A 13,625-nucleotide genomic window follows, 5' to 3' on the forward strand; every position below is an offset into this window, starting at 1 on the left:
GGTGCAGGGGCGCCGCCAGTATCCGCCTGCGGAATCCGGAGACATGTGACATGTCATTCGGGCCGCTTGTTCGCGTCATTCGCACCGGTAGGCGCGCGCCGTGCGGAAACCTTGCGACGGTTGATGCGCCACCCCTTCTCACCACGCACGATCACGTCCTCGTACGTCACACTTCCGCTCGTACCGTCCGCCTTGATTCCGATCGCCTTGGACCGGGCGCGCACCTGATCGTCACCGACCTCGGCGAGAACGACGTTGGTGACGTGGTGACTGACGGCGCCGCGTTGCCCCATCGCCCTGGCCGCGTCCCGGAAGGCCTCCAGCCCGTGCATCGATCCGTGGCCCAGGTCGGAGGCGTCGTAGACGACGTCGGCAGTGAACAACTCGTCCAGTCGATCGAGTTCACCGTCATCGACCAGGTGCCATTGCAGGGCGATCAGTTCATTGATGGCCAGGCGGTCCTCGGCTCCGAGTGTCATCGCCGGTCCTTTCGTGAGATCTCGCGACGGTTCGGCAGTTATACGGGGAGAGCTCCCCGTATGGCCCGGCAATGCAGCGGTCCTGCCACCGTGGGCTCGGGGAGTTCATCCCGGTGGAGCAGTGGAGCAGTCCTCTCTCATTTCTCATCGCAGCCCTCTCTCGCCGGAGCCGTCGCACCAGACGAGTGTGTAGCGCCAGAACAGTCGACGCCTGAGCCGCACGCCTGGCAACACCTGACGCGCCTCGCGAACGATGTCGGAGTAGGTCATCTCCGCCGGCTGGGTCCTGGCAGTCATCGAGTCGGGGCGGAGCGCCCTGCGCCCCTTGTTCTTGATCAAGGCCATGGCAACATTGAGCGGTATGGAGGCGAGACTCAGCAGATGATCCCCGAGGGTCGCCTCGCAGGAAAGGCCGACCACTACCAGGGTCCCGCCGGGCGCCAAATGCTTGCGGAAGTGAGTGAGAGCGTCGGTGAACGGCAGATGGTGGACGGTGGCGACGCAGGTGATGACGTCGTACGGGCCGGGCGGTATCCCCGCGGGCGCGTCCGCGACGGTGAAGGTCACCGGAGCGGCCGGGACGGTCAGTTCACCGGCCCGGGCCACGATGTCCGGGTCCGAGTCGATTCCGTGCACCGTCTTCGCCCGTGTCGCCAGGAGCCGGGCGAGTTCTCCGCTGCCGGAGCCGACGTCCAGGGCGCTGTCGCATCTGCTGGGGAGCTGCCGCAGAATCCACCGGTGGTAGTGGGCGTTGTGGTCCCAGGGATGGGCGGCGTGGAAGCGTTCGAGAGCGTGGAAGACTCGGTGCAGCAGCTTCGTCATGCCTTGATTCCATCAGACCGGTACTCCGACCGGTTGGTGTCCGGGGCCCACTGAGGGGGACTTGGTGTGAGAGTCGGTACAGCCCGAGCAGCCGCGGTGCAGTGGGTCAAAGAGCACGCCCGGCCCGATTCCGGCTACCGCGGCGCCTACTTCAGCGGCTCGACGGTCGGTCTGCCGGACGACGCCGAGCTGTCCCCCTTCTCCGACGTGGACATCGTCGTCGTCACCGCCGAGCACGACCCGCCCGCCAAGCCCGGCAAGCTCCGCTTCCGCGATGCGCTGCTGGAAGTCACGTATCTGTCGTGGGACGGCCTCTCCTCGGCGGACGGTGTGCTCTCCTCGTACCACCTGGCAGGGAGCTTCCGCTGCGACACGGTCATCGACGACCCGACGGGCCGTCTGGGCGGGCTGCGGGCTGACGTGTCGCGCCGGTTCGCCGAGCGGTCCTGGGTGCGCCGCAGATGCCTGGACGCGGAGCGCCGGATCGAGACCCGGCTCACCGCGTTCGACGCCTCGGCACCGTTCCACGAGCAGGTTACGGCCTGGCTGTTCCCGACCGGGGTGACCACCCATGTCCTGCTGGTCGCCGCCCTGCGCAACCCCACCGTCCGGCTGCGGTACCCGGCGGCACGCCAAGTCCTCACCGACTACGGACAGGCGCACCTGTACCCGGAGTTGCTGGATCTCCTGGGGTGCGCGCGGCTGTCCGCCGAAAAGACCGGGCATCATCTGGACGAGCTGGCCCGCACCTTCGACGTCGCCGCACAGGTCGCCCGCACCCCGTTCTTCTTCAGCAGTGACATCACCGCCGGGGCACGGCCGATCGCCATCGACGGAAGCCGGCACCTCATCGAGCGGGGCGACCACCGCGAAGCCGTCTTCTGGATCACCGCGACGTTCGCCCGATGTCACACCGTCCTGGCCGCGGACGCCCCCGACCAGCACCTCGCACGTCTCCCGGCCTTCCGGGAAGCCGTCGCCGACCTCGGTGTCACCTCCACCGGTGACCTTCTCCACCGTGCCGAGAAGGTCATCGGCTTCCTCCCGCGGCTCCAGCAGACCGCCGAGGAAATCCTGGCAGCCAATGCCGACATCATCGGGTGGGGCGGATGAGGCGACGGCAGGCGGGTCAGTAGTAGCCCGTCTCGCCGTCCAGGATCTCCCTGATGGCGTCCAGATGGCCCGCGTGCCGGGCGGTCTCCTCGATCATATGGAACATGATCCAGCGCACGCTCGCGGCCGAGGCGTTGAAGTCCGGGTGCCGGCCCACGTCGTCGAGCGACTTCGCCGCAACGATCTCGTTCGACACCGCGATCTGCCGGTCGTAGTTGTCGAGGAGCTCTGCCAGCGGGACACCTTCGACCATCATGTCGGCATCCTCGGGCCCGTCGAGCATGGGCCCCACGGCGGGGCGGCCCAGCAGGACGACCTCGTACCAGAGGTGCTCGGCCCATCGAAGGTGTGACATGACACCCGCCACCGTCATATGGGGCGAGGACGGCAGGACGGACCGATGGGCGTCGGTCTCGGAAAGCCCTTCACACTTCCAGCGGGCGACCGCCCGCTGCATGTCGAGCCAGCCGACGAGCTGAGTCCGCTCGTCCGCGTCGTAGGGTGGGCGATTTCGGGAAGGGGAAGGTGACATGGGCGCCGAGGCTACTCGATGCACTGTCACATCTCACAGCAATATTCGGCCGCTGCGGCCCTGAAGCGACCCTCCACAACACGCTTCCCACCCTGATAAGTTGGCCGGCATGTTCCTCTCCCGTGCGTAGGACCCCGTACTGACCGCACCCCGCCCCACCGGGTGCGGCACTCCGGTGTCCCCGCATGCCCGCAGCGCCGCATGCCGCGCTGCCCTCACGAGGAACGTCCCTGTGCTCTCGCCGTCACCCGCGCCCTCACGCGCCCCTTCGTATGCCACCGTCCTGCGCACTCCTCACGCCTCCCGCACATTCGGTGCCGCTCTTTTGGGGCGGCTCTCGTACGGGATGGTCTCCCTCTCCCTGATGCTGGCGGTGAAGGACGCCACCGGCTCGTACTCCGTCGCGGGCGCCGTCATGGCCCTGTTCGGGGCGACCAGTGTCTTCCTCTCCCCCGCCCGTGCCGCGCTGATCGACCGGTACGGGCCGCGGCGGGCCCTGCCACCGATGGCCGGTGTCTACGCCGCACTGCTCGCCGCCCTGGCCTACGTCACTTGGCGGCCGGGGGCTTCCTCGCTGCTGCTGGGGGTGCTTGCCGTGACGGCAGGCGCTTGCACCCCGCCGCTGGGACCGGTGATGCGGACCCTGTGGAGCAGTCTCGTTCCCGACCGTGAGCTCTTGCAGCGCGCGTACAGCCTGGACGGTGTTGCCGAGGAACTGCTGTTCGTCACGGGGCCGTTGCTCGTGGGTCTGGTCATGAGGTTCACCGTCCCCGCGGCAGGTGTCGCGATCAGTGCCGCGCTCGTGCTGGTGGGCGCGCCGGCACTGGTTTCCTCACCCGCGGTGCGCGGTATCGGCGCGCCACCGTCGACGGAGAAGGCCGCCGCGCCACAGGAAACGCCCCGCAGGAAGCGGCTGCTCGGCATCGTCGGATTGCGGCACGCCGCGATCGTGGCAGCCGCCGTGGGGCTGTGTCTGGGGGCGCTGGATCTGCTGGTGGTGGCGTTCACCGAGCAGCACCACCGGGGCGCGGCGGTGGCGTGGGTGCTGGCCGCCCTCTCCGCCGGAAGCGCGGTCGGGGGTCTCGCCTACGGTGCCGTCTCCTGGCGTACGTCGAACCGGGTACGGCTGCCGGTCCTGGCCGCCGGCCTGGGTGTGGCGATGGTCGTGGCCGGGCTGTCGCCCAACGTCTACGTGCTGGTCGCGGTGGTCGCGGCAGCCGGACTGTTCGTCGCCCCGGCCTTGACCACCGCGTATCTCATCGCGGACGAGTCCGTGGGCGCGGAAAGCCGCACACAGGCGGGTGCATGGGTCAATACCGCGGTCAATGCCGGGTCCTCGGCGGGCACCGCGGCAGTGGGTCTGCTGGTGGACCGTCTGCCGCCGGCCGTCTGCTTCGCGGTCGCAGCGGTCCCTGCGCTGCTGTGTGCGGCTGCGGTGGCGCGCGGCGCGATCAGCCGTTCCTGACCGTGATGGAACCGTTGGTGGTGGCCAGATCGATCTGGTGATCGCCCGCCGGGTCATTGGCGATGCCGATGTCCTTGTGACCGTGGTGAATGCCGGCCTCGTCAGTCGCCGGAAGAGCGGCGGCCGCACGCCCCGGTCAGGGTGTGCGGCCGCCTCGAGGGAGAACCTCAGCAGGTCACTTCAGGCCGAACGCCCGGATGATCTCCTGGTCGATGCCGAGACCGTCCTCGCCCTCGGCGTGCGCCTTGATCGAGACGAAGCCACCGGCCTTCTCGGGCGTCTTGAACCGGGCGGTCCAGTTGCCCTCGGAGGTCTTGCGCAGCTCCACGGCGCTCCAGCTCTTGCCGTCGTCGTAGCTGACCGACAGCGACGCCTTCTTCGCCTTCACCGCACCGTCCAGCCACTCCTGCGTACCGGAGCCGATACCGATCTCGGTCCACCGGCCGGCCTCGACGTCACCGGCGAGGTCGGTGTCGACCTTGTAGTCCAGCTGGAGCATCGGGATGTCGGTCCGGTACGGGCCGTTCTCGTCCGTGGCGCCCGAGACGAAGTTCCACTCGGTGTGCGTGCGGGTGGAGGTCTTCCACACATCGGCGTCCCGGGCTGAGTCGAGCACCACGCGGTACGGCAGCTTCTCGGGTGAGAGTTTATCGGCAGCTCCGGACTGGCCCGTACCCTTCTTGATCAGGGTGTCACCCTGGTAGAAGGCGTTGGTGGTGGTGGTGGTGTTCTCGTCCCTCGGCATGGAGCCCGAGTGGCCCGCGCCCGAGTCCGTCCACTGGGTGAGGTTGAACTGGATTTGGTTGCTGGGGGTACGGAACGGACCCCAGTAGCCGGTGCCCAGACGCGGGCGGGTGATCGGCCCGAACCACTCGGCGGGGTAGGTGCGGCCCGCCTGGTAGTCCAGGTCGCCGCTGCGCATCTCCTGCGCGAAACCGGTCTGCGCTGCGTTGAAGATCGAGTGGTCCTCGTACCAGAACGATGCGCCGGGAAGCGGGTTGACCCACTCGGTACGGGTGCTGGGGAACTTCTCGTACTCGCGGAAGCCGATGCCGGGCCCGTAGTCCGGGATGTCGTAGCGGTAGCCGCCGCCGAGCGTGTCCTTGTGGCCGTAGAAGGTGTTCTCCACCTTCGCCAGTTGACTGGCCGAGGGGGCGAACTCCAGCGAGCGGTCCGGGATGACGCCGTCGTGACGGTCGACCAGGTCGTACATGTAGCGCGCGAACCGGTGCTGATCAATCGTCAGCTTGACGCCACGCTGGACGGACTTGATCAGGTTCTCGCCCGCCAGGCGCTGGACCGAGACGACAGGAATGGTGCCCGTGGTTCCGCGGGGGGTGTAGCTCTCCAACAGGACGCCGTCACCGTCGTGGACGACGAACAGCGCCTCGGCGCCTGCAGCCACGGCATTGGCGAGCCGGTCGGCGGGGGCGACCGCGTCGCTGCGGCGGATCACGACGGCCTTGCCCTTGACATCCAGGCCCTTGTAGTCGGCCACGGCGCCGTTGCCCGCGAAGACACCGGCCAACTGCTTCTCGCTGTCTTCGGCGATGGCCGAACCGGCCTGCGGGGTAACCCGCACGTCACGTCCCTCGGCTGTGACGTCTATGTTCTTCTCGCCCTGCCGCCAGCGGGTCAGGAAGGAGAAGTTGCCCTGGGTGACCTGCTTGGTGGGGCTCGCCCACAGCTGGTCGTACCTCGCAGGGATCAGGTACGCGTCGCGCTGGACGGTGCCGTCCGGTGCGGTACGTGCCATGTCATATCGCAGCTGCCGGTTCTCGGTCTCCTTCGGCGTCCGCACGCTGACCTTGTGGGCCTTGGAGGCGTCGAGGGTGACCGTGGTCGTCTTGTCGAGGATGGTCTCAGGGGCCGCGAGGAAGGCCAGGGCCTTCGAGTCGGCGCGGTCACCGGCGACTTCGGCGGTCGTCCAGGCGGTGTAGTTGCCCGGCTGCATCCGCAGCGTGGTCTCGCCCGACACCTGGACAACAGCCATGTTCGGGTTGCCGAGCGCGCCGATGACGACCCGGCCGTTCATCGGCTTGCCGTCGCGGTCACGGAGCCTGAGTGTCAGGTCGTACAGCTCCTGCTCCTTGTTCAGAGCGAAGCCGGTGTGCGCGACGACGGTGCCCGCCTCGTCCTTGGCGATGACCTGGCCGGAGAACTGGGTGTCGTTCGCGACCGTCGACGGATCCAGCGAGAGCACGGCCTCGGCGGTGGAACCGGCCGGGACGGTCAGCTGCTTCGTCGACAGGGTGTAGGCGTCGGCGTCCGTGTCCGTGGCCAGGTCGAGGGTGACGTCCTTCGTACCGGTGTTGCGGTACGTGATGGTCCGCTGGGCGACCGGGTCGGACGCGGAGTGCGGCCAGCTGTAGGAGGCGACCTCGACGGAGCCGGTGGCCTCTATCGTGCTGTCGACCGCCGCCTTCACATCGAGCCGGCCGGTGCCCTGCTCGTACGGGGTGTACGCGTCGAGCTTCTTCGACGAGCTCATCAGCGCGTCCTTGATCCGCTGGCCGGACCAGTCGGGGTGACGCTGCTTCAGGATGGCTGCGGCGCCCGCGACATGCGGGGTCGCCATCGATGTGCCGGACTTCGTCGAGTACATCCCGCTGACGCCCGGGACCGACTGCGAGGCGGCCGCGTTGATACCCACGCCCGGTGCGGACAGGTCGGGCTTGAGGCCGTTGGAACCCACCAGCGGGCCCATCGAGGAGAAGTCCGCACGGTTGTCCCGCTTGTCGACGGCGGCGATGGTGAGCGCCTTCTCCGCCGAGCCGGGCGAGCCGATGGTGCCCGCGCCGTAGGAGTTGCCCGCGGCGATCACGAACAGCGGGCCGCCGTCGGCGGAAAGGGCGTCGACGGCCTGGGACATCGGGTTGGAACCGTCGTCCGGGATGCTGGTGCCGAGGCTCATGGAGACGACGTCGGCACCTTCGGCCTTCGCCCACTCCATGGCTTCGATGATGCCGGAGTCGGCGCCGGAACCACCGTCGTCGAGCACCTTGCCGACGATCAGGCCGGCGCCCGGGGCGACGCCCTTGTTGACGCCCTCCGAGGCAGCGCCGGAGCCCGCGATCGTGGAGGCGACATGCGTACCGTGGCCGTTCCTGTCCACGACCTCCTCGCCCGGCACGAAGCTCTTGGTTTCGAGAATGCGGTCCTTGACGTCCGGGTGGGTCGCGTCGATGCCGGTGTCCAGGACGGCGACCTTGGAGCCCTTGCCGTCGTAGCCCTCGGCCCATGCCTGCGGGGCGTTGACCTGCGGCACGGAGTCCTTGAGCGCGGCCTCCACCCGGCCGTCGAGCCAGAGCTTGGCGATGCCGTTGTCCAGCGAACGGGCCGTGGAGGTGCGGGCGATGTCGTTCCAGAAGGCCCGGGTGGTGTCCTTCTCGGCCTTCAGCGCAGCGCCGTGGATGCTCTCCAGGGTGCGAATCTTCTTGGCGCCGCGAGGGGCGGCGGGCAGTGACCGGCCCTGGCTCGCCGGGTAGGTGGCGATCAGCGGAATGCCGCCCGACTTCTTGTCGTCGTACCCCATCTCGGCGAGAGCCGAGACGTTGAACAGCCGACGGTCCAGCTTGCCCGCTGCGATGAGGGAGCCGGCCTCGTCGGGCAGGACGTACAGATCGTCACCGGCCTGCTGGACATGCACGCCGCCGACCGCTCCGTCGGGGCGGTCCACGGTGACGGTGTCCTGCTTGCCGACACCGTCCGAGTAGTGCACGACATCGCCCGTGAGCAGGGTGATGTCATACTCCTTGACAGGGGCGGCGGCCGGGCGGCCGGCAGGCCCGGACTGCCCTGCGGCGGCGGAAGCGGAGCCCGCTGCGGGAAGCAGTGCACCACTCACCAGAGCGACCGAAGTCGCTATGAGCAAGGCCCTGCGTCCCGCGCGAGTGGATCTCGTCCGGCCGGAAGCGGAGGAGGGTGTGAATGTCATGCAGCTGATCTAAAGGCAAAACCGAAGCTACGGTCGAGTTCACACCTGGCGTGAAACCGCCGTGGCGGCAACCCGCCCGCGGCGAACCATCATGGTTCACGGGACGGTTCAGGCCACGGACGTGATCAATCCGCTCGACGGCCGGCCGCCCTCGTGGTGGATCGGGGTGTGTGCGCCCTTGAGCGGTACGCCGCTGCCGCCGCGCCGGTCGGCGACGATTTCGGCGGCGATCGACAGCGCGGTCTCCTCAGGGGTACGGGCGCCGAGGTCGAGGCCGATCGGCGAGTGCAGCCTGGCCAGTTCGAGCTCCGTGACGCCGACGGCACGCAGCCGGTCGTTGCGCTCCAGATGGGTACGGCGCGAGCCCATCGCTCCGACGTACGCCACCGGCAGCCTCAACGCCATTTCCAGCAGCGGAACATCGAACTTGGCGTCGTGGGTGAGGACGCACAGGACGGTGCGCGCGTCGACGTCGGTCGTCGCGAGATAACGGTGCGGCCAGTCGACGACCAGTTCGTCGGCCTGCGGGAAGCGGGCCTTCGTGGCGAAGACGGGGCGCGCGTCGCACAGTGTGACGTGGTACCCGAGGAACTTTCCCGCCCGGACCAGCGCCGAGGCGAAGTCGATGGCCCCGAAGACGATCATCCGGGGCGGCGGGACGCTCGATTCGACGAGCAGGGTGAGCGGTTGCCCGCAGCGCGAGCCCTCGGCGCCGATGGTGACGGAGCCGGTGCGGCCCGCGTCCAGCATTGCGCGGGCGTCGGCCGCAGCGGTGCGGTCCAGCTCCGGATGTCCGCCGAGCCCGCCCTCGTACGAGCCGTCGGGGTGGACGAGCAGGGGGCGGCCGAGGAGTTCCGCGGGCCCGTCCGTGATCCTGGCGACCGCCGCCGCCCGACCCCGTACGGCGGCGGCGAGCGCAGCCGCGAACACCGCCCGTGCGGGGTCGTCCGCACAGACCGGTGTCACCAGGATGTCGATGACACCGCCGCAGGTCAGTCCGACCGCGAAGGCGTCTTCGTCGCTGTAGCCGAACTGTTCGCGCACGGTGATGCCGTCGTCCAGCGCCTGCCCGCACAGTTCGTACACCGCGCCCTCCACACACCCGCCGGAGACCGATCCGATCGCCGTGCCGTCGCGGTCGACGGCGAGGGCGGCTCCCGGCTGCCGGGGCGCGCTGCCGCCGACCGCCACAACAGTGGCCACGGCGAAGTCGCGTCCCTGCTCGACCCACCGGTTGAGCTCTTCGGCGATGTCCAGCATGGCGTTTCTCCTTATACGGGGGTGTGGAGGGGCGGAGAGGCCGCACGCACCGCCCGGAGTGTTCAGGAGGAGCCGTGACTCAGGTGCCGGTGATGTGCTCGGGGCGTACCGGCGTCCTGTTGAGCTCCAGGCCCGTCGCGTTCCGGATCGCCGCGAGCACGGCCGGGGTCGACGAGAGGGTGGGGGCCTCACCGACGCCACGGAGCCCGTACGGGGCGTGGTCGTCGGCGAGTTCGAGCACATCGACCGGCATCGTCGGGGTGTCGAGGATGGTGGGGATCAGATAGTCCGTGAAGGACGGGTTGCGCACCTTCGCGGTCTTCGGGTCGACGATGATCTCCTCCATGACGGCGATGCCCAGGCCCTGGGTGGTACCGCCCTGGATCTGTCCTTCGACGGACAGCGGGTTGAGGGCCTTGCCGACGTCCTGGGCGCAGGCCAGTTCGATGACCTTGACCAGGCCGAGTTCGGTGTCGACCTCGACGACCGCGCGGTGGGCGGCGAAGGAGTACTGGACATGGCCGTTGCCCTGTCCGGTACGGAGGTCGAACGCCTCGGTGGGCCGGTGACGCCACTCCAGCTCGATGTCGACGGCCTCGTCCTCCAGTACGTCGACCAGATCGGCCAGCACCTCGCCGCCGTCGGTGACGACCTTGCCGCCCTCCAGGAGCAGTTCGGCGGTGGCCCAGGCGGGGTGGTACGTACCGAACTTGCGGCGGCCCATCTCCAGGACCTTCTCGCGGACGGCCTCGCAGGAGTGCTTCACCGCGCCGCCGGTGACATACGTCTGCCGGGAGGCGGAGGTGGAGCCGGCCGAGCCGACCTGGGTGTCGGCCGGGTGGATGGTGACCTGGGCGACGCCGAGTTCCGTACGGGCGATCTGGGCGTGGACGGTGACACCGCCCTGCCCGACCTCGGCCATCGCGGTGTGCACGGTCGCGACGGGTTCGCCGCCGATGACCTCCATGCGCACCCGGGCGGTGGAATAGTCGTCGAAGCCCTCGGAGAAGCCGACGTTCTTGAGGCCGACCGCGTAGCCGATGCCGCGTACGACGCCTTCGCCGTGGGTGGTGTTGGACAGTCCGCCGGGCAGGGCCCGTACATCGGCCTGCTCGCCGGCCACCTCCCACTGGCGCTCGGGCGGCAGTGGCCTGGCCTTGACCCGGCGCAGCAGCTCGGCGACCGGGGCGGGCGAGTCGACGACCTGTCCGGTCGGCAGGAGGGTTCCCTGCTCCATGGCGTTGAGCTGCCTGAACTCGACCGGGTCCATGGAGAGTTCGGCGGCGAGCTTGTCCATCTGGGCCTCGTAGGCGAAGCATGCCTGGACCGCGCCGAAGCCGCGCATGGCGCCGCACGGCGGATTGTTGGTGTAGAGCGCGATGGCCTCGATGTCGACGTCGTCGACGACGTAAGGGCCGACGCTGAGCGAGGAGGCGTTGCCGACGACGGCCGGAGAAGCGGAGGCATAGGCTCCGCCGTCCAGTACGATGCGACATTTCATATGGGTCAGCTTGCCGTCGCGGGTGGCGCCGTGCTCGTACCAGAGCTTGGCGGGGTGACGGTGCACATGCCCGAAGAAGGACTCGAACCGGTTGTAGACGATCTTGACCGGCTTGCCGGTGCGCAGGGCGAGCAGGCAGGCGTGGATCTGCATCGACAGGTCCTCGCGGCCGCCGAAGGCGCCGCCGACGCCGGAGAGCGTCATGCGGACCTTGTCCTCGGGCAGGCCGAGGACGGGGGCGATCTGGCGCAGGTCGGAGTGCAGCCACTGGGTGGCGATGTACAGGTCGACGCCGCCGTCCTCGGCGGGCACGGCCAGACCGGACTCGGGGCCGAGGAAGGCCTGGTCCTGCATGCCGAAGACGTACTCCCCGCTCACGATGACATCGGCGCGGGCCGCCGCCGCGTCCGCGTCGCCGCGGACGATGGGCTGGCGATGGACGATGTTCGGGTGCGGGACGTGCCCGGCGTGGTGGTCGGTCCGGCCCTCGTGGACGAGGATCGCGTCGGGGGCGGTGGCGGACGCCTCGTCGGTGACGACGGGCAGCTCGCGGTAGTCGATCTTGATCTTCGCGGCGGCGCGGCGGGCCGTCTCCGGGTGGTCGGCGGCGACGAGTGCCACCGGTTCGCCGTGGTGACGGACCTTGCCGTGGGCGAGGACCGGGGTGTCCTGGATCTCGAGCCCGTAGTTCTTCACCGAGGTCGGCAGGTCGTCGTAGGTGAGTACGGCGTAGACGCCGGACGTGGCGAGCGCTTGTGAAGTGTCGATGGAGACGATCTCGGCGTGCGCGACCGTGGAGCGCAGCGTGTGGCCCCAGAGCATGTCCTCGTGCCACATGTCGGAGGAGTACGCGAACTCGCCGGTGACCTTCAGGATGCCGTCGGGGCGCAACGTGGACTCACCGATGCCGCCCTTGGCGCGAGTGCCCTGGTTGATGCTGGTGGGGTTGCCGGTAACGCCCATCGTCAGACCGTTTCTTCCGCGCGGGCGGCCGCGAGGCGGACCGCGTCGAGGATCTTCTCGTAGCCGGTGCAACGGCAGAGGTTGCCGGAGAGCGCCTCGCGGATGTCCTCGTCGGACGGTTCCGGGTTGCGCTCCAGCAGCTCGTCGGCGGCGACCAGCAGACCGGGGGTGCAGAAGCCGCACTGGACGGCGCCCGCGTCGATGAACGCCTGCTGGATCGGGGAGAGTTCACCGGTGTCCCGGGTCTCCTCGCCGGCCGGCTCGGCCTCCCACTGCCGGGCCTTGTCGAGTGCGGTGCCACAGGCGCCGGAGGCACAGCCTCCCTCACTACGCTCCGCGTGTGGGAGGTGCCCCCTGTCGGGGTGTGCCCGGGAGCGGTGGGCGGCGAAGTCGGCGAGACCTTCTACGGTGACGACCTCCCGGCCCTCCACCTGGCCCGCGGCGACCAGACAGGAGCAGACCAGGACACCGTCCAGACGGACCGTGCAGGAACCGCACTCGCCCTGCTCGCAGGCGTTCTTCGAGCCGGGCAGGCCCATCCGCTCACGCAGCACATAGAGGAGGGACTCGCCCTCCCAGACATCGTCCGCCTCGTGCCTGCGGCCGTTGACCGTGAAATTGACGCGCATGATCAGGCAGCTCCTTCGGTGCCGCGGCCGTTGCCGCGGTACGACTCCCAGGTCCAGCCGAGGGTGCGGCGGGCCATGATCCCGACCGCGTGCCTGCGGTAGCTCGCGGTGCCGCGTACATCGTCGATCGGGTTGCAGGCACCGGCGGCGAGGTCGGCGAACTGCTTGGCGACGGACGGGGTGATGATCGTGCGGCTGTCCCAGAATCCGCCCTCTTCGAGCGCGGCGTTCAGGAATTCCTCGGCCTCCTTCGCCCGTACGGGTGTGGGGGCGGCCGAGCCGATGCCGGTGCGGACGGTACGGGTCTCGGGGTGCAGGGCCAGGCCGAAGGCGCAGACCGCGATGACCATCGCGTTGCGGGTGCCGACCTTGGAGTACTGCTGCGGCCCGTCGGCCTTCTTGATGTGCACGGCCCGGATCAGCTCGTCCGGGGCGAGGGCGTTGCGCTTGACGCCGGTGTAGAAGGCGTCGATCGGGATCATCCTGGTCCCGCGTACGGATTCGGCCTCGACCTCGGCGCCCGCGGCGAGCAGCGCCGGGTGGGCGTCTCCGGCGGGCGACGCGGTGCCGAGGTTGCCGCCGACGCTGCCGCGGTTGCGGATCTGCGGCGAGGCGACGGTGTGCGAGGCGAGCGCCAGTCCGGGCAGCTCGGCGCGCAGATGCTCCATGATGTGGCTGTACGGGACACAGGCGCCGAGCCGTACGTTCTCCTGGCCCACCTCCCATTCGGACAGCTCTCCGATGCGGTTCAGGTCCAGGAGGTACTCGGGCCGCCGGTGGTCGAAGTTGATCTCGACCATCACATCGGTGCCACCCGCGATGGGCACAGCCGTCGGGTGCTCGGCCTTGGCGGCGAGCGCCTCCTCCCAGCTGGCGGGGCGAAGGAAGTCCATGAGTGGCTCTCTTCTTCTCAATCGGGTCGTT

At 69.2% G+C, this 13,625-nt stretch carries 10 protein-coding genes; 2 read left to right on the top strand and 8 right to left on the bottom strand.

Translation table 11 applies throughout. The features are described from left to right. Nucleotides 1-53 precede the first annotated feature (53 nt). Both OG953_RS09710 and OG953_RS09715 read right to left on the bottom strand, forming a co-directional pair. Nucleotides 54-479, bottom strand: coding sequence for a nuclear transport factor 2 family protein (locus tag OG953_RS09710; protein WP_405683471.1), 426 nt, complete (start codon nt 477-479; stop codon nt 54-56). Nucleotides 480-623: 144 nt separating this feature from the next. Beyond that, on the bottom strand, nt 624-1,301 hold the full coding sequence (locus tag OG953_RS09715; RefSeq protein WP_405683472.1) for a class I SAM-dependent methyltransferase: 678 nt from the start codon (nt 1,299-1,301) through the stop codon (nt 624-626). Between the two features lie 66 nt (nt 1,302-1,367). On the opposite strand from OG953_RS09715, the gene OG953_RS09720 reads away from it, so the two are divergent. Next, entirely contained in the window at nt 1,368-2,414 is a 1,047-nt protein-coding gene (locus OG953_RS09720) for a hypothetical protein (RefSeq protein ID WP_405683473.1), read from the top strand. A gap of 16 nt (nt 2,415-2,430) precedes the next feature. On the opposite strand, the gene OG953_RS09725 is transcribed toward OG953_RS09720, so the two are convergent. After that, entirely contained in the window at nt 2,431-2,946 is a 516-nt protein-coding gene (locus OG953_RS09725) for a DinB family protein (protein ID WP_405683474.1), read from the bottom strand. A gap of 232 nt (nt 2,947-3,178) precedes the next feature. On the opposite strand from OG953_RS09725, the gene OG953_RS09730 reads away from it, so the two are divergent. Further along, the gene (locus OG953_RS09730) at nt 3,179-4,411 is read left to right on the top strand and encodes an MFS transporter (protein WP_405683475.1); all 1,233 of its coding nucleotides are present in this window, start codon (nt 3,179-3,181) and stop codon (nt 4,409-4,411) included. A gap of 175 nt (nt 4,412-4,586) precedes the next feature. On the opposite strand, the gene OG953_RS09735 is transcribed toward OG953_RS09730, so the two are convergent. From OG953_RS09735 to OG953_RS09755, 5 genes are all read right to left on the bottom strand, one after another. Further along, on the bottom strand, nt 4,587-8,348 hold the full coding sequence (locus OG953_RS09735; RefSeq protein WP_405683476.1) for a S8 family serine peptidase: 3,762 nt from the start codon (nt 8,346-8,348) through the stop codon (nt 4,587-4,589). Between the two features lie 108 nt (nt 8,349-8,456). Beyond that, nucleotides 8,457-9,608, bottom strand: a complete 1,152-nt coding sequence (locus tag OG953_RS09740) for an XdhC family protein (protein ID WP_405683477.1) — start codon at nt 9,606-9,608, stop codon at nt 8,457-8,459. Nucleotides 9,609-9,687: 79 nt separating this feature from the next. Beyond that, nucleotides 9,688-12,072 (bottom strand): xanthine dehydrogenase family protein molybdopterin-binding subunit, encoded by a 2,385-nt coding sequence (locus tag OG953_RS09745; protein WP_405683478.1) that lies wholly within the window; start codon nt 12,070-12,072, stop codon nt 9,688-9,690. 2 nt (nt 12,073-12,074) lie between these two features. Next, nucleotides 12,075-12,701: a (2Fe-2S)-binding protein gene (locus tag OG953_RS09750; RefSeq protein WP_405683479.1), complete on the bottom strand. Its 627-nt coding sequence runs from the start codon at nt 12,699-12,701 to the stop codon at nt 12,075-12,077. Nucleotides 12,702-12,703: 2 nt separating this feature from the next. After that, nucleotides 12,704-13,594, bottom strand: a complete 891-nt coding sequence (locus OG953_RS09755; protein ID WP_405683480.1) for an FAD binding domain-containing protein — start codon at nt 13,592-13,594, stop codon at nt 12,704-12,706. Nucleotides 13,595-13,625 lie beyond the last annotated feature (31 nt).

It is taken from the genome of Streptomyces sp. NBC_00057, from assembly GCF_045041165.1.
Classification (GTDB): Bacteria; Actinomycetota; Actinomycetes; order Streptomycetales; family Streptomycetaceae; genus Streptomyces.